General features: G+C 34.8%; 18 protein-coding genes. 9 read left to right on the forward strand and 9 right to left on the reverse strand.

What is annotated here, in order from left to right:
• Positions 1–28: 28 nt before the first annotated feature.
• Positions 29–913 carry a chromosome partitioning protein ParA gene (locus tag ABD792_RS16595; protein ID WP_345007490.1) on the forward strand — a complete coding sequence of 295 codons (885 nt, stop codon included), beginning with the start codon at positions 29–31 and terminating at the stop codon, positions 911–913.
• 229 nt (positions 914–1,142) lie between these two features.
• Here the strand turns inward: ABD792_RS16595 and fumC are convergent, their stop codons facing one another.
• Positions 1,143–2,540 (reverse strand): class II fumarate hydratase, encoded by a 1,398-nt coding sequence (gene fumC, locus ABD792_RS16600; protein WP_345007491.1) that lies wholly within the window; start codon positions 2,538–2,540, stop codon positions 1,143–1,145.
• A gap of 185 nt (positions 2,541–2,725) precedes the next feature.
• Between fumC and ABD792_RS16605 the strand changes: the two genes are divergently transcribed.
• From ABD792_RS16605 to ABD792_RS16625, 5 genes are all read left to right on the forward strand, one after another.
• Positions 2,726–3,367, forward strand: coding sequence for a peroxiredoxin (locus ABD792_RS16605; RefSeq protein ID WP_345007492.1), 642 nt, complete (start codon positions 2,726–2,728; stop codon positions 3,365–3,367).
• A 91-nt stretch (positions 3,368–3,458) separates the two neighbouring features.
• Complete coding sequence (locus ABD792_RS16610; protein ID WP_199116137.1) at positions 3,459–3,632, forward strand: hypothetical protein; 174 nt, start codon at positions 3,459–3,461, stop codon at positions 3,630–3,632.
• Positions 3,633–3,735: 103 nt separating this feature from the next.
• The gene (locus ABD792_RS16615; RefSeq protein ID WP_345007493.1) at positions 3,736–4,302 is read left to right on the forward strand and encodes a hypothetical protein; all 567 of its coding nucleotides are present in this window, start codon (positions 3,736–3,738) and stop codon (positions 4,300–4,302) included.
• Positions 4,303–4,311: 9 nt separating this feature from the next.
• Positions 4,312–4,899, forward strand: a complete 588-nt coding sequence (locus ABD792_RS16620) for a Crp/Fnr family transcriptional regulator (protein ID WP_345007494.1) — start codon at positions 4,312–4,314, stop codon at positions 4,897–4,899.
• A 109-nt stretch (positions 4,900–5,008) separates the two neighbouring features.
• The gene (locus ABD792_RS16625) at positions 5,009–5,587 is read left to right on the forward strand and encodes a YceI family protein (protein WP_345007495.1); all 579 of its coding nucleotides are present in this window, start codon (positions 5,009–5,011) and stop codon (positions 5,585–5,587) included.
• Between the two features lie 89 nt (positions 5,588–5,676).
• Here the strand turns inward: ABD792_RS16625 and ABD792_RS16630 are convergent, their stop codons facing one another.
• The 5 genes from ABD792_RS16630 to ABD792_RS16650 are packed head-to-tail and all read right to left on the reverse strand — an operon-like array spanning position 5,677 to position 9,629.
• Positions 5,677–6,531: a substrate-binding domain-containing protein gene (locus ABD792_RS16630; protein WP_345007496.1), complete on the reverse strand. Its 855-nt coding sequence runs from the start codon at positions 6,529–6,531 to the stop codon at positions 5,677–5,679.
• Positions 6,532–6,546: 15 nt separating this feature from the next.
• Entirely contained in the window at positions 6,547–7,410 is an 864-nt protein-coding gene (locus tag ABD792_RS16635; RefSeq protein WP_345007497.1) for a nucleoside phosphorylase, read from the reverse strand.
• Entirely contained in the window at positions 7,400–8,341 is a 942-nt protein-coding gene (locus ABD792_RS16640; RefSeq protein WP_345007498.1) for a DUF1835 domain-containing protein, read from the reverse strand. The genes ABD792_RS16635 and ABD792_RS16640 overlap by 11 nt, the downstream gene beginning before the upstream one ends.
• A gap of 3 nt (positions 8,342–8,344) precedes the next feature.
• The gene (locus tag ABD792_RS16645) at positions 8,345–8,674 is read right to left on the reverse strand and encodes a translation initiation factor (RefSeq protein WP_345007499.1); all 330 of its coding nucleotides are present in this window, start codon (positions 8,672–8,674) and stop codon (positions 8,345–8,347) included.
• A gap of 4 nt (positions 8,675–8,678) precedes the next feature.
• Positions 8,679–9,629: an isopenicillin N synthase family dioxygenase gene (locus ABD792_RS16650; protein WP_345007500.1), complete on the reverse strand. Its 951-nt coding sequence runs from the start codon at positions 9,627–9,629 to the stop codon at positions 8,679–8,681.
• 161 nt (positions 9,630–9,790) lie between these two features.
• Here ABD792_RS16650 and ABD792_RS16655 point away from each other — a divergent pair, with 161 nt between their 5' ends.
• Complete coding sequence (locus ABD792_RS16655) at positions 9,791–11,767, forward strand: alpha-ketoacid dehydrogenase subunit alpha/beta (protein WP_425568190.1); 1,977 nt, start codon at positions 9,791–9,793, stop codon at positions 11,765–11,767.
• 89 nt (positions 11,768–11,856) lie between these two features.
• Here ABD792_RS16655 and ABD792_RS16660 read toward each other — a convergent pair whose 3' ends face one another.
• Positions 11,857–12,414, reverse strand: coding sequence for an ExbD/TolR family protein (locus ABD792_RS16660; protein ID WP_345007502.1), 558 nt, complete (start codon positions 12,412–12,414; stop codon positions 11,857–11,859).
• A gap of 172 nt (positions 12,415–12,586) precedes the next feature.
• Positions 12,587–12,721 carry a hypothetical protein gene (locus ABD792_RS16665; protein ID WP_345007503.1) on the reverse strand — a complete coding sequence of 45 codons (135 nt, stop codon included), beginning with the start codon at positions 12,719–12,721 and terminating at the stop codon, positions 12,587–12,589.
• A 423-nt stretch (positions 12,722–13,144) separates the two neighbouring features.
• On the opposite strand from ABD792_RS16665, the gene ABD792_RS16670 reads away from it, so the two are divergent.
• On the forward strand, positions 13,145–13,792 hold the full coding sequence (locus ABD792_RS16670; protein WP_345007504.1) for a hypothetical protein: 648 nt from the start codon (positions 13,145–13,147) through the stop codon (positions 13,790–13,792).
• A gap of 9 nt (positions 13,793–13,801) precedes the next feature.
• Here ABD792_RS16670 and mgrA read toward each other — a convergent pair whose 3' ends face one another.
• A complete protein-coding gene (gene mgrA, locus ABD792_RS16675; RefSeq protein WP_345007505.1) occupies positions 13,802–14,818 on the reverse strand; it encodes an L-glyceraldehyde 3-phosphate reductase in 1,017 nt (338 codons plus the stop codon).
• Between the two features lie 103 nt (positions 14,819–14,921).
• Between mgrA and ABD792_RS16680 the strand changes: the two genes are divergently transcribed.
• On the forward strand, positions 14,922–15,308 hold the full coding sequence (locus ABD792_RS16680; RefSeq protein ID WP_345007506.1) for a hypothetical protein: 387 nt from the start codon (positions 14,922–14,924) through the stop codon (positions 15,306–15,308).
• The last annotated feature ends 80 nt before the right edge of the window (positions 15,309–15,388 follow it).

Genomic DNA, 15,388 nt, shown 5'->3' on the forward strand with positions numbered 1-15,388 from the left:
TTTTTAAGTACGTTAAAAACAAGTGATTATGGAAAACAACAAGAGTAACATCGGATTAAAAGTAGCCTTAGGGATTGCTGTGGTTTTGTTTCTAGGAACAGGGTTTTATACCATGAGCCTTTACAATAAAAGTAAAGAAGAAAAGAAAGAGCTTACAGAGCAAAAACAATTGGTTATGAACGACCTAAACGCTATGGCCAAACAGTACGATGAAGCCATAAGTGAAAACGACATTGCCAACCAGAACTTAATAGAAGCCAGAGCGAGGATACAAGGATTGATCGATTCCTTAAAAATATCGGAGACAAATGTTAAAAGTTTGTGGCGATACAAACAAAAGTATTCAGCATTACAAAAAGAAATGGACGTTTTATTAGCCCAAAACGACTCTTTAAAAGTTGCTAATTCCTATTTAGCAACATCATTGGACAGCACAAGAGTACGTTTGGAAGAGCGTACTTTATTTACAGATTCTTTACTGGTACAAAATACGGCGTTGGCTGAAGTTGTTGAAAATGCAGCCGTATTATCTACAGTTGGCTTAAAAGGATTTGGTGTAATTGAAAGAACCTCTGGAAAATTAATACCAACAGAAAGAGCCAGTCGTACAGATAAAATTAGAGTTTGTTTTACAGTTGCAAAAAATGCATTAGTTCAAGCGGGTGATCAAGAGCTTTATGTACAGGTAATTGATCCTAAAAACAACACATTGGGATTAAACGAACAAGTGCAGTTTGATGAAAAAACACTGAATTATAGCATTATTAGCAAATTTAATTACGAAAATGTAAATCTTAATATTTGTGAATTTGTAACCTCAAAAGGCGATAGTAAATTTGAAAAAGGAAGATATGTTGTTAACATTTTTAACGAAAAAGACCTTGTGTCAACATCCGAATTTACCTTGAAGTAATATTTAAATATATGTATATACAACAAAATGCTGCAAGCTATTACTTGCAGCATTTTTTATTATAAATTTTTTTTAGATATTTTTATTGTTAATAAATCGTTAAATTGTATATTGCACAGGTTTCTTTGAAAAATGAAAAGAAATTACAACGATTAATAGCTAACCAACCAACTAAAAAAACAGGTAATTTTTATTACCTGTTTTTTTTATATCTCGGGTTGAGCTGTTATTATTTAAGGCTTCCTACCATATCTTCGGGTTTCACCCAAGCATCGTATTCTTCAGCACTAACATATCCTAAATTAATAGCTTCTTCCTTAAGTGTTGTACCATTTTTATGGGCTGTATTGGCAATTTCGGCTGCTTTATAATACCCAATTTTAGTATTTAAAGCCGTTACCAACATTAAGGAATTATTTAAAAGCTTCGTTATAACCTCGTGGTTAGGCTCAATACCGATAGCACAGTTTACATCAAAGCTAACACAAGCATCACCAATTAATTGCGCAGATTGTAAAACATTTGCAGCCATTACAGGTTTAAATACATTTAGTTCGTAATGTCCTTGCATACCTCCAACACTTACAGCAACATCATTACCCATAACTTGTGCACAAACCATAGTTAGAGCCTCACATTGCGTTGGATTTACCTTTCCTGGCATGATTGAACTACCTGGTTCGTTTGCAGGAATAATAATTTCACCTATCCCACTACGAGGTCCCGATGCCATTAAACGAATGTCGTTTGCTATTTTATTTAATGAAACAGCAAGCTGTTTTAAAGCTCCATGGGTTTCTACTAAGGCGTCGTGGGCAGCTAAAGCTTCAAACTTATTAGGAGCCGTCACAAATGGAAGCGCCGTAAATTTCGCAATATATTCAGCTACGCGCTTACTATAGCCCTTAGGGGTATTTAAGCCGGTTCCTACCGCTGTGCCACCCAAAGCGAGTTCACTTAAATGGGGTAAAGTATTCTCTAAAGCTTTTAAGCCATGATCCAGTTGAGCGACATATCCAGAAAGCTCTTGCCCTAAGGTTAGGGGAGTAGCATCCATTAAATGGGTACGTCCGATTTTAACAACGTTATTAAAGGCTTCCGATTTTTTCTTTAAGGTGTTTCGTAATTGTTTGACGCCTGGAATAGTAGTCTCTACAATCTTCTTATAAGCAGCGATATGCATTCCTGTAGGGAAGGTATCATTAGACGATTGCGATTTGTTTACATCGTCGTTTGGCTGGATGGTTCTTTCGCCTTCACCAATAATTTTACCAGCTATTTGATGGGCTCTGTTAGCAATAACTTCATTAACATTCATGTTGCTTTGTGTTCCCGAACCTGTTTGCCAAATAACCAATGGAAACTGGTTATCGTGCTTACCTTCTAAAATTTCATCACATACCTGAGCAATTAAATCACGCTTTTCAATAGGAAGGACACCAAGTTCACAGTTGGTAAATGCCGCAGCTTTTTTTAAATACGCAAAGCCATAAACTATTTCCAAAGGCATAGAAGCCGCTGGACCTATTTTAAAATTATTTCTTGAACGCTCGGTTTGCGCTCCCCAAAGTTTATCGGCAGGTACTTTCACCTCGCCCATAGTATCTTTTTCTATTCTGAAATCCATGATAATTATGATTTATTTTAAGTCACAAAGTTAACTGTTTTGTGTGTTTTTTATGAGTATTAAATAGAGATTTTAAAAGAAATTTCAACATTTGTATAAGACCCGAAATTGGAGTAACTTTGATACAAGTTGGAATCAGAATACTCTGATAGAATAGTTTAAAAAATTAATAAAAACAAATAATCATGGCAGCAATTAGATTAGGAGACGTAGCCCCGAATTTCACAGCAATGTCCACCGAAGGAGAAATTAATTTTCACGACTGGCTAGGTGATGGTTGGGGTGTGTTATTCTCACATCCGGCCGATTACACTCCAGTTTGCACAACCGAATTGGGCACAGTAGCAAAATACAAAGCAGAATTCGATAAACGCAATGTAAAAGTTGTAGCATTAAGTGTTGATGGTTTAGAATCACATCATGGTTGGGTTAACGATATTAACGAAACACAGAATACAACCGTTAATTTTCCAATTATAGCTGATGAGGACAGAAAGGTGTCAGAGCTTTACGATATGATTCATCCAAATGCAGATAGTAATGCAACCGTAAGATCCGTTTTTGTTATTGGTGACGATAAAAAAGTAAAACTAACAATTACCTATCCAGCATCAACAGGAAGAAATTTTGATGAATTGTTGCGAGTTATCGATTCGCTTCAATTAACAGCATACCATAAAGTTGCAACGCCTGCTAATTGGAATAATGGAGACGAATGCGTTGTGGTTCCAGCAGTTACGAATGAAGAAATCCCTGCGCTTTTTCCAAAGGGCTATAAAGAAATCAAACCTTATTTACGCATGACGCCACAGCCTAACTTAAATTAGTAAAACCTATTAATAAATCTTAGTTTTTGTATTGTAAAAGAGAATGCTTTACATTATCTTTGCAAAAGATTTTTAAAAGACACTTACAATTATGTTCGAATTTGACCAGTACTTAGGATTTTTAGCTTTCTTAACCATTCTTACCATTGGTTTTTGGTTAATGATATTTTTGTTAACATTTGTAATTCCTTATTGGATTGGAGGTTCTTTAATCGAAAGAATTAAAGAAATAAGAGCTGAAAAAAAGGCGAAACGAGAAGCATAAGAACAGATACAGTTTATAATATAAATGAAGGAAGCTATTTTAGCTTCCTTTTTTTGTTATATCTTTTCTGATTATTTAGTAAATCAAACTAACATATAACACTTTGCAATTAAACAAACAACGCATCTATAAGTTCGCAAAAGGAAAGAACGTATTGGTTCTATTCGTTGTAACAAATAGTGTTTATGCAATCATGCTATTGCATACAATACCCCGAGTCATGCAATTTTCTAACGGAATGAAATTATTGGATATGATGCCTAGCGGCTATACACCGGAGTATGTTAGCAAACTCTTTGCAACTCTAGGCCATGAAGGTAGAAGGTTATATTTATGGAATCAAATTCCAATCGACATGGTTTATCCTTTTTTATTTGGTATTTGTTATTCATTACTACTAATATATTTTTTTAAAAAGATAAATCGACTGAATTCCAAAATATTATATTTAGGCATACTTCCTATTATTGCTGGCATAGCCGATTATACAGAGAATTTTGGCATTATTACAATGTTAAATACAACTCCCGAGAATATACAGACCATTGCACAGTTAACAAATGTGTTTACACTTATAAAAAGCATTGCTTCAACTATTTATTTTGTTATATTATTGGTAACAATCATAGTCTTACTGGCTAAAAAAATGAAAAAACGGATCTCCAAATAAAATTGACTTATGACCATTGAACCCTTATTGGAATATATAAGAAACTATATCGATTTGTCAATCGAAGAGGAAGACATATTGGCTTCTAAAGTTGTTTTAAGAAAATATCTCAAAGGACAGTATATTGTGCAACAAGGCGATATATGCCAGTATGAATGTTTTGTGTTATCGGGTTGCACAAAAACTTTTTATGTAGATGAAGAAGGGCAGGAGCACATTGTTATGTTTTCAATAGAAGATTGGTGGACATCCGACATGGGGAGTTTTATTACGCAAACACCTGCTGATTTTAATATACAGTGTTTGGAAAACACCGAACTTGTCTTATTTCCCTACAATGAAATAGAATCACTATATAAAGAAATCCCAAAGCTAGAGCGTTTTTTTAGACAAATAATAGAGAAAGCCTTTGTTGCTTCCCAAAAACGCCTAGTCAGAAGTTTTAGCCTTTCTGCCAAAGAACAATACCTTTACTTTAGAGAGCAATACCCACAAATTGAACAACGCATTCCTCAATATATGGTAGCTTCGTATCTTGGCATTACCAAAGAGTTCTTAAGTAAAATTAAGAGCCAGCTTACTTTTAATCAAAAATAATGTTAATCTAGTTTAACATTATTTTATAATCTAGTTTATTTTCTTACCAAAATTTGTTCAAGATATTTGTACTGTAATTTCAATAAAGAAAACGTATAAAAACAAACACATGAAAAACGCAATTAAAAAATTAGTTATCGCAACAATTGTTGCTTTTGTAACTTTCTCTTTCACTACTATTGATGGAGAAAAAAAAGAAATTAAAATTGAAAATAGTAAAGTAGTCTGGAAAGGTTATAAAGTTACCGGATCGCACGAAGGTACTATAGCAATAAAATCTGGCTTTTTAACCTTTGATAATGAAACCTTAACCGGTGGTGAGTTTGTTATTGACATGACATCAATTAACACTACGGATATGCAAGGGGAGTATAAAGGAAAACTGGATGGTCACTTAAAGTCGGATGATTTCTTTGGTGTTGCCAACCATCCAACAGCAAAATTAGTATTTACCAAGGTTAAGGCTACTAGTAAAAATGCCTATAATGTTAAGGGTGATTTAACGATAAAAGGAAAAACACATCCTGTAACATTTAATATGTCTGTTTACGGAAACAAAGCAACAGCTTCATTAAAAATCGATCGCACCAAGTATGGCATTGAATATAAATCGGCTAGTTTTTTTGAGAGTTTAAAAGACAAAGCTATTTATGACGAGTTTGATATTGTATCAGATTTGCAATTTTAGCCATAGAAAAATGATAGCATATAAATGAGGTCTGAAAAGTGTCATCCTGAATGACAAAACAAATCACTTTTCAGACCTTCATTTTTTTATTATAATTCATGTACGAGTGTAGAACATGTAACTGTTTTCGAAATAATTTTTAAATCGAATAATTGTTGCTGGGCACTTTTAAGGGTGTCTTCGGTAATCAACTCTTGGGACCATTCCGTTAATGACAACCATTCCCTAACATCTTCTAACTGCTGGTCATAAGTATTTGCTATAATTGTGTCTATGTTGGGTATAGACTTAAACTGGATAGTCGCTTGGTTAATAACCTTCAAGATAGTTTTTAATTCAGGCGTACAACTTTCAATAATATCTTTTCTTGCAGCAATTACAAAACAGGGCCATGGTGACGGACAATTCCCTATTCGTCTAAAAACCACCTTATCGACCAAAGGCTTAGTCATAAATTTTTCCCATAAAAAGTAATCTGCTTTAGCAGAAGTAAGTGCAGCAACAGCCCCGTCCAGATCGTTTATAACTTCAAATTTAAGATCGTTTTTTAAATCCCAATCGTGATTTTTAGCATTTATATAGCTCATTAAATGCGATCCTGAACCATAACGGCTAATGGCTGCTTTGGTGCCTTTTAAATCTGAAACTTCCTTATATAAAGAATTATTCGAAACATGAACCCCCCAGTTAAGGGGCGTTTGAACATAAGTCTGAATAATTTTTGATTGATTTCCATCAATAATAGCTTTAATAATACCTTCTGTTAGTATAACAGCTACATCAATTTTTTTTTCTTTTAGGGCATTACACATAGCACCTGTACCACTTGGAAAATCATGCCAGCTCAAATCGACGCCCTCTTTTTTATAGAGATCATCTTGTAGTGTTAAATGCCAGGCTAAATTAAAATGTTCTGGTACACCTCCAATATTAATCTGTTTCATACGTCTAAATTTTAATTACAACCGGTCTAACGTATATACAATAAGATCGTCTATGACTTTTTCCGATTGCCTACTAAATGTACCATTTGTTCGGTTTGCTAGAATCGCATTTAAGGACACAGCCCGGTGCCCTAATAGCTTAGCCAACCCATAAATGGCAGATGTTTCCATTTCCATGTTCGTGATTCGAAGACCTTCTATATTAAAAGTTTCAAACTTTGTATTCAATTCCGGGTCTTGTAGAGCTAACCGCAATATGCGTCCTTGAGGGCCATAAAAACCACTTGATGTAACAGTGATACCTTTATAAATAGTGAAACTATCAAATTTATCCTTTAAAGTGTCATTTGCCTTTATAAATAAGGGAGTAGCCTTGTTTCTTTGCCAGCTTGTATGTTGAACAAAAGCCTTTTTGAGTTTGTTTTGACATTGGGAAACAATATTATAAGCATGTAACATGCCCGTTGTATCTAAACCATAAGTACTTAAAAGAAACGAGTTAACAGGAATCTCTTTTTGAATGGCACCAGAAGTACCAATTCGTATAATATCCAGACGTGTTAAATTCTTTTTAATCTCTCTTGTTGCGAAATCAATATTTACCAATGCATCGAGTTCGTTTAAAACAATATCAATGTTATCCACCCCAATTCCGGTAGATATTACAGAAATACGTTTACCTTGATAAATGCCTGTTTGGGTTTTAAACTCTCGTTTTTGAATTGTAAACTCGATTGCATCAAAATGTTTTGTTATTTTGTCTACTCGATTTTGGTCACCTACAAGTAGAACAGTTGTAGCTACATGCTCTGGTTTTAAATTTAAGTGATAGATGCTTCCATCAGGATTTAAAATAAGTTCAGACTGTTTAATCAACATCTATGGGCTGTTTTACTAATTTGTTAAGAGGCTTACTAAACCTAAAATCCCTTTTCTTTACACCGCCAAAAAACATGTTATCAGCAATATTATTATAAAAACTATGATGCCCCAGTAGTGCTTCATGACCAGACCTGTTTAAGTTTAGACGTTCTTCGTTTTCTGTAAAGAAAAAACTTAAATTATCAATAATTCTGGCTAGCTGAAGATCACCAAAGCCATAATAGCCTTGATAGTTAATAGCATAACCTAATAAATGATGCTTTGATTTTATTGGGTGATCGCGCACTAGTTTTAAAATATTCTCTTCCAAAGTAGTCAAACCACTTTTGCTATCTGGAAACCGTTTTAGGTGTGCTTTTAAACAGTTGCTTAAATATTTAAAGGATGATGCTGTTACTATATAGGGCTTAAGTAAATTATGGTCTTTTCCGCAATAAATTCTCCAAATAGTTTTTGCTAAATCAATATCCTCTCTCTTAAGTTTTGTTCTTTCTTTATAATGAGTTGTTAACTGCTTTGGAGTAAGTTCAGACAGGCCTTTTAAATTCTTGCTTTCTTCAATTCTACCACTGCATATCAAATATATAGGATGCTCTATCTTTTTTTCGTTTAGAAGATTTATAACAGCGATCATATTTATATGGCAAAACAAATCGTATTCAAACCAAAGGTTAATTTCGGTAAACATCTCTGGATGATTCAGCTTATCTATTTCCCGTAAAATTTTTTTGTAATCCAGATCGATCTCATAAAAGTCCTTAAAAAAAGAAGACCTTAGGGATAAAAAGTCTTTAGAATATATCGATTCTAATGTAGGCCCCTCACATAACATTTCTTCCCAAGTAAGTTTTTCACCAACAATACCTAAATCGTTTAGGTAATTGGTTAGAACTGTCCCATTGGTAATATGCAATGCATGTGTGTCCATAATTTAACCTCCAACACGCTTAACCTTAAAGCCTTTGTCTTTTAATATTTGCATGATCTTATCGCGATAATCACCTTGAATGATAATTTTATCGTCCTTAAAACTCCCACCAACACTTAATCGTATTTTGATATCTTTAGCCAAAGCCTTAAAATCTTCGGTGGCTCCAGTGTAACCTTCAAGTATGGTGATAGGTTTTCCCTTTCGCTTTTCATATTTACAAATTATGGGGTCGTCTTGTATCCATAAATTATCGGCTTCTTGCTGTTCTTTTTCCGAGTCATCAGACACATGATCTGGAAATAAATGCTTAAGTTGATCTTGTAAATCCATAATACTACTTTTTTACCAGTCCTAACTCGACAAGGCGTTCATTTAAAAATTCTCCAGCCGTAATGTCCTCAAACTGTTTCGGGTTATCGTTATTTATGCAAACCTTTAAAACATCTAATTTCATATCGCTAATGGGGTGCATAAAGAATGGAATAGAATAGCGTGATGTGCTCCATAATTCTTTTGGAGGGTTTACAACACGGTGAATAGTAGATTTTAATTTATTGTTAGTGTGCCTGGAAAGCATATCGCCAACATTAATCATTAGTTCGTCTGGTTCTGCAATGGCATCGATCCATTCGCCTTGATGGTTTTGCACTTGCAGGCCTTTCCCTTGCGCTCCCATTAACAAGGTTATTAAATTAATATCACCGTGAGCCGCAGCCCTAACGGCTCCGTCAGGTTCCTTAGCAATAGGTGGGTAATGTATGGGACGTAAAATCGAGTTGCCATTGTGTATGTAAGAATCAAAATAGGTTTCTTCCAACCCTAAGTGCAATGCTAAAGCACGCAAAACAAATTTTGCAGTTTTTTCAAGCATTTTATAGGCTTGCTTTCCCGTACTATTGAAATTGGGAAGCTCTTTAACAATTACATTGTCGGGATATTCGGTAGCAAGTACGGAATCATCTTCAACATACTGCCCAAAGTGCCAAAATTCTTTTAAATCACCTTCCTTCTTTCCTTTTGCGCTTTCTTTTCCAAAAGAAACATAACCGCGTTGTCCTCCTATACCGGGTATCTCATACTTCTGTTTTATTTCTAAAGGGAGATCAAAAAAACGTTTGACTTCTTCGTACAGGTTATTTACTAGGTCTTGGTCTAAGAAATGCCCTTTAAGGGCAACAAAACCTATTGTTTCGTAAGCCTTTCCAATGGCGTTTACAAAGTTTTGTTTTCTGGTAGCGTCTTTAGAAGTGAAATCTTTTAAATCTACACTTGGTATGGTATACATCGGGATAATTTTATGAAATAGTCGTGTTACAAAGATACAAAACATCACCTAGTTTAACTGCTTCTATTTTAGGTAAATTTTATAGGCTTATTAGCTTTTTATGGTATATTTGATTAAGTCAAATATTAAAATTTATGAGTCAAACATCCTCATCAACTCGTATGCAATACAATATTAAAAATCTAGAAACTAACACATTAATTATGCTCTACAAGAACATGGTTAAGCCTAGGTTAATAGAGGAAAAAATGCTCATTCTGTTACGTCAGGGAAAAATAAGTAAATGGTTTTCGGGCATAGGGCAGGAGGCCATTGCTATTGGTGTAACAATGGCTATGAACAAGGACGAATATATTTTACCGATGCACCGTAATTTGGGTGTGTTTACCAGTAGAGGGATTCCACTACATAGACTGTTTGCGCAATGGCAAGGGAAAGCATCAGGTTTTACAAAAGGCAGGGACCGTTCTTTTCATTTTGGAACTCGAGAATATAAGATTGTAGGCATGATTTCGCATTTGGGTCCGCAACTAGGGGTTGCAGATGGTATTGCCCTAGCGTCGAAATTAAAAAAGGAACATAAGGTTACGGCTGTATTTACTGGAGAAGGAGGGACGAGCGAAGGTGATTTTCATGAAGCACTCAACGTTGCTTCCGTATGGCAATTGCCAGTTCTATTTTGTGTCGAGAATAATGGTTATGGACTTTCAACGCCAACTAGCGAACAATACAATTGTAAGGATATAGCAGATCGCGGATTGGGGTATGGAATGGAGTCTCATATTATCGATGGCAACAACATTTTGGAAGTTTACAGTAAGGTTAAAAAATTAACCGAAAGTATGAGGGTCAACCCGAGACCTGTATTACTCGAATTTAAAACCTTTAGAATGCGGGGGCATGAAGAAGCTAGTGGTACTAAATACGTACCACAGGATTTAATGGACTTATGGGCAAAGAAAGATCCTGTTATTAATTTCCAGTTATTTTTAAAGGAAAATGGCCTTTTAACCGATGAAGAGGAAGCCGATATCAAACAAAATATTACTAACGAAATTAATTTGCATTTAACACAAGCCTTTGAAGAAGATGATATCGCACCAGATGGAAGTATTGAATTAAATGATGTTTACAAAGACTTTGAATACGAAAACATTACCCCCTCAAGCGATTCTAAAGACATGCGTTTTGTAGATGCCATTTCCGAAGGTTTAAAACAAAGTATGGAACGTCATGACACCCTAGTGATTATGGGACAGGACATAGCCGAATACGGTGGTGTGTTTAAAATTACTGAGGGCTTTATTGAGCTGTTTGGAAAAGAGCGCATACGAAACACCCCTATATGTGAATCGGCCATAGTAGAAGTGGGTATGGGATTGTCTATAGCAGGGATAAAAAGTGTTGTAGAAATGCAATTTGCCGATTTTGTAAGCTCTGGATTTAACCCTGTAGTCAATTATTTAGCAAAATCACATTACAGGTGGGAACAATCAGCAGATGTTGTCTTAAGGATGCCTTGTGGTGGGGGTGTAGCTGCAGGCCCTTTTCATTCGCAAACTAATGAAGCCTGGTTTACTAAAACACCCGGTTTAAAAGTTGTCTACCCTGCATTTTCGTATGATGCCAAAGGTTTACTGGCTACAGCTATCAACGACCCTAATCCTGTACTTTTCTTTGAACATAAAGGATTGTACAGAAGCATTCGGCAAGAAGTCCCAAGCGATTACTACACGTTGCCCTTTGGCAAAGCGTCGCTCATAAAAACTGGAACAGAAATAACCATTATAAGCTATGGTTCTGGAGTACACTGGGCTTTGGAGGTTTTGGAAAAAAACACAACCATTCAAGCCGACCTTATCGATTTGAGGACCTTACAGCCATTAGACACACAAACCATCTATGATTCCGTAAAGAAAACGGGAAAAGCAATTATTTTACAAGAAGATTCTCTTTTTGGAGGTATAGCAAGTGATGTTTCGGCCTTGATTGTGGAGCATTGCTTTGAATATTTAGATGCTCCGGTAAGACGTGTTGCAAGTATGGAAACCCCCATTCCGTTTGCTAAACAATTAGAAGCTCAATACTTGGCAAAAGATAGATTTGAAACAGCTCTGCTAGCTCTCATTGCATACTAAAGAAAAATACAGCTAATAAGCATACCTAATCTCTGATTTTGGATCACTTTTATTTCAGTTTATAGAACTGCCGAAAATAAAATGTTTTGTTATTTTACTTCAGCTTCAGACAAAATAAAGGGGTAAGCAGCCCTGACTCTTTCTAATTCAATTTTCGATAGATTATTAGGGGATTTTTTAAGTACGTTCTTGCAAAATGTATTTCTAAGCTCTAAATAGGCCTTGGTTAACGCATCTTGTACTTCAACAAATTTTTGATAAGAAGTTTGTCTGCTACTTTGCAAAGAAATTACTGCCTTATTAGGGTTAGAAGAACTTTCGGGAGACCTTTCGCCGTTGCAATATTCACAACTTCCATCACCATTATTATCGATAAACACTTTTACGATTTCTTTTAATTCCGTAGTAGTAATCAATTCATTTTCAACCATAATCTCATCATTGTCATTAATGAGAATACGTAAAATGTCACGCTCGTTTATTGATGTTTCACAAATTGTACCTGGCGGACATTCCTTTGGAAGTTTTCTGTTAATTCCTGCGTCTGTAGAAATAGTAGCAGTAACCAGAAAGAAAATGAGTAATAAAAATGCAATATCCGCCATGGAACCTGCATTTACTTCGGGCATTAATTTTGGACGTTTCATGTGTTTATTATTATTGTTATCCAATGTCCACATGCAACCTTTAGATATTAAAATAATTGTTCTTTGATGAGTTTAAAGATTAATTTAATCATACTGGTTTCATTTTACAATGGATCTATTTGTTAATGTAAGCTATATACCACAAAAACAATACCATAAACCACTTCAAAGATTAATGCGCATAGCGTTTGCTTCCTTTCCCAACAACATCGTTCATAGACTTAAAAGAAATGTTACGCCCATTAAACAACACGTTTCCATGCGTTACAGAGTCCAAATGTTTGTATGCTTTAATTAGTGTTTTCATTGTCTTATAAATATGTAATGTACTTAATTTAAGAAGACGCTACTTATCTGTAGCGCCTTTTATTGTTCCAACTGTAACTTTTAGTATTGCTTAAAGTGTTTGAAATCTGATTGTTGTTTAATGTTCTCATGGTTTTTATATTTTATTTGTTATACTTAGTTGACGACCTAAAAACCATTTTGTTACAGTACTATGCATAACACAATAGTAAATTAACATATTTTAACTATTTTTAAGGTATGAAGCCGAGGTAATTCAACTGAATTTTTGACTGAATTGTTTGTTAGGAATGGTTTTTGCTTAAGACCAATTGAGTTAGATAAATTGATATTTCAGTTATCTTACATATAAATGAAGTATGAATATGACATGTGCACAATTAAAATGAAACTGATAAAATTATATTTTCTATTTTTTTGTTTCTTGATTTTTTCATTATCAGCTTTTTCACAAATTGATAATCAAAAAAAATCAATAAGTATTCCTGCTGTAAAAAGCGAAAAAGACTCTGCAAGTATTACTGCATTAAAGCCAATATCACCATTTGATAACAAAAGTCAGGCTAACGGATTAAATGCTCCCAAATTGTCTACAAATATAGAGATCCCTAAAAAGGAGTTTTCCATGTTTGGTGAGAAATTCGGTAATCCAGGTGAACTATATACAAAACAAGTGAATAAAAATTTGGCAAATGTAAAATTGTCTCCCGAAGAGGTAGAACAATTAAATGGCAGTAAAACAGATCAGTATTTTGGTGATTTTAAAAGCAATGCCAAATACGTAAAAGTCGTTTATCGTGACCACGGCTATGTAGATGGAGACATCATTCAAGTGTTAGTGAACGACGATGTTATTCATGCGCGAGTATTTTTATCTGGTGGCTTTAAAGGCTTTAAGCTTGATTTGCAACCAGGTTTTAATAAAATTGATTTCCTGGCTTTAAACCAAGGAGAATCTGGCCCTAACACTGCTGAATTTAAAGTGGTTGATGATACTGGCAAATTGGTTTCTTCTAACCGTTGGAACCTAGCTACCGGCGTTAAAGCAACCGTAATTATTGTAAAGGAGTAATTCTTTACATTAATTCATTACAATTTCATCAATTAATTTAAGGGTTTCCTCAGAGAAGTTTAAATTATTTAAAGCCTCTACGTTTTCTTTTAACTGTTTGGTTGAACTTGCTCCTATAAGTACCGAGGCAACTTGTGGCTGTCTTAAAATCCACGCAATTGCCATTTGCGATAGTTTTTGTCCGCGTTCCTGAGCTATAGCCGCCAAAAGTTGTACCTTTTCAATATTACTTTTTACTGTATCTACATTTAAATGTGTAAAATCCTTTGCTGCTCTTGAACTTTCGGGGACACCTTTTAAATATTTATCGGTAAGCATTCCTTGTGCCAATGGAGAAAAAGCTATGCATCCAGTACCTATTTCTTTTAAGGTGTCCAACAATCCATTTTCAACCCAACGATCAAACATAGAATAACGTGCCTGATGTAAAATAAAGGGCACTTTTAATTCCTTCAATAAACTGGCTGCTTCTTTGGTTTCTTTTGGTTGGTAATTAGATATCCCTACATATAGGGCTTTACCTTGCCTTACAATATCGGACAGAGCCACCATCGTTTCTTCCAATGGCGTACTAGGATCTGGTCTGTGATGGTAAAAAATATCAACGTATTCTAAGTTCATACGCTTTAAACTTTGATCAATACTGGCTGTCAGGTACTTTCTAGACCCCCAATTGCCATAAGGTCCCGGCCACATATCGTAACCTGCTTTACTAGCTATAAACAATTCATCCCTATAAGGTTTAAAATCTTTGTTGAATATGGTTCCAAAGTTTTCCTCGGCCGAACCATAAGGAGGTCCATAATTATTAGCCAAGTCAAAATGTGTAATCCCTAAATCGAAAGCACAACGTAGTATGTCCCTGCCATTTTGAATACTATCAACATAGCCAAAGTTATGCCAAAGCCCTAATGAAATAGCGGGTAAGAGCACTCCACTATCACCCGATCGGTTATAGCGCATTTGATGATAGCGACCTTCTAATGGTTGGTAATTCTTTATTTGCGATTTATCATTGATATCCATGATGCTGTAACTGAAAAATTTGAAAGGTAAAAATATAGCTTATTTACTAAAATTAACTTAAACTATTTAAGGTTTTTAAAATAATAGCTAAATTAGCTCCCAAATGACAAAACTTGCATCCATATTGTGCTCTTGTTTAATACTTGTGCAGAGTCTTAACATAAGTTTAGAAGATTTCTCTAAGCTGGACGTACTATTGGAATTGGCAGCATTCCATGAGGAAAACTACGGGTGTACTTTTTTAGATTTTTTAGAAGAAAATTATGGTGACGAAGAGTGTTCGCATACCGACAATCACCATGATCATGATGATTTACCTTTTAAGCACGACCATAAATCCTGTCAGCACTTAGCAATTAACTTTACGATTAATTCTGCCAATTTTGAAATTGGTTACGAGGCGTTTATAGAAATTCCCTGTAACTTTTTTTATAAAGACTCCTATTCGTTATTCGAGCACCCACCTATTTTTCAGCCTCCCCGAGCTTAATTCAATCACACATCGCTTCATTTCAGACAAAGACTGAATTGTTGCACACATTCTAAATTTTACAATTAATACCGGTTAAT

It is taken from the genome of Snuella lapsa, from assembly GCF_039539345.1.
GTDB classification, from domain to species: domain Bacteria; phylum Bacteroidota; class Bacteroidia; order Flavobacteriales; family Flavobacteriaceae; genus Snuella; species Snuella lapsa.

What these genes read in the sequence shown, in the direction of transcription:
- ABD792_RS16625 (WP_345007495.1), top strand. Translation starts at nt 5,009, where the DNA reads ATGAAAAACGCAATTAAAAAATTAGTTATCGCAACAATTGTTGCTTTT.
- ABD792_RS16655 (WP_425568190.1), top strand. Translation starts at nt 9,791, where the DNA reads ATGCAATACAATATTAAAAATCTAGAAACTAACACATTAATTATGCTC.
- ABD792_RS16635 (WP_345007497.1), bottom strand. Translation starts at nt 7,410, where the DNA reads ATGTTGATTAAACAGTCTGAACTTATTTTAAATCCTGATGGAAGCATC.
- ABD792_RS16660 (WP_345007502.1), bottom strand. Translation starts at nt 12,414, where the DNA reads ATGAAACGTCCAAAATTAATGCCCGAAGTAAATGCAGGTTCCATGGCG.
- ABD792_RS16645 (WP_345007499.1), bottom strand. Translation starts at nt 8,674, where the DNA reads ATGGATTTACAAGATCAACTTAAGCATTTATTTCCAGATCATGTGTCT.
- ABD792_RS16595 (WP_345007490.1), top strand. Translation starts at nt 29, where the DNA reads ATGGAAAACAACAAGAGTAACATCGGATTAAAAGTAGCCTTAGGGATT.
- fumC (WP_345007491.1), bottom strand. Translation starts at nt 2,540, where the DNA reads ATGGATTTCAGAATAGAAAAAGATACTATGGGCGAGGTGAAAGTACCT.
- ABD792_RS16650 (WP_345007500.1), bottom strand. Translation starts at nt 9,629, where the DNA reads ATGTATACCATACCAAGTGTAGATTTAAAAGATTTCACTTCTAAAGAC.
- ABD792_RS16605 (WP_345007492.1), top strand. Translation starts at nt 2,726, where the DNA reads ATGGCAGCAATTAGATTAGGAGACGTAGCCCCGAATTTCACAGCAATG.
- ABD792_RS16680 (WP_345007506.1), top strand. Translation starts at nt 14,922, where the DNA reads ATGACAAAACTTGCATCCATATTGTGCTCTTGTTTAATACTTGTGCAG.
- ABD792_RS16665 (WP_345007503.1), bottom strand. Translation starts at nt 12,721, where the DNA reads ATGAAAACACTAATTAAAGCATACAAACATTTGGACTCTGTAACGCAT.
- ABD792_RS16640 (WP_345007498.1), bottom strand. Translation starts at nt 8,341, where the DNA reads ATGGACACACATGCATTGCATATTACCAATGGGACAGTTCTAACCAAT.
- ABD792_RS16630 (WP_345007496.1), bottom strand. Translation starts at nt 6,531, where the DNA reads ATGAAACAGATTAATATTGGAGGTGTACCAGAACATTTTAATTTAGCC.
- ABD792_RS16620 (WP_345007494.1), top strand. Translation starts at nt 4,312, where the DNA reads ATGACCATTGAACCCTTATTGGAATATATAAGAAACTATATCGATTTG.
- mgrA (WP_345007505.1), bottom strand. Translation starts at nt 14,818, where the DNA reads ATGGATATCAATGATAAATCGCAAATAAAGAATTACCAACCATTAGAA.
- ABD792_RS16610 (WP_199116137.1), top strand. Translation starts at nt 3,459, where the DNA reads ATGTTCGAATTTGACCAGTACTTAGGATTTTTAGCTTTCTTAACCATT.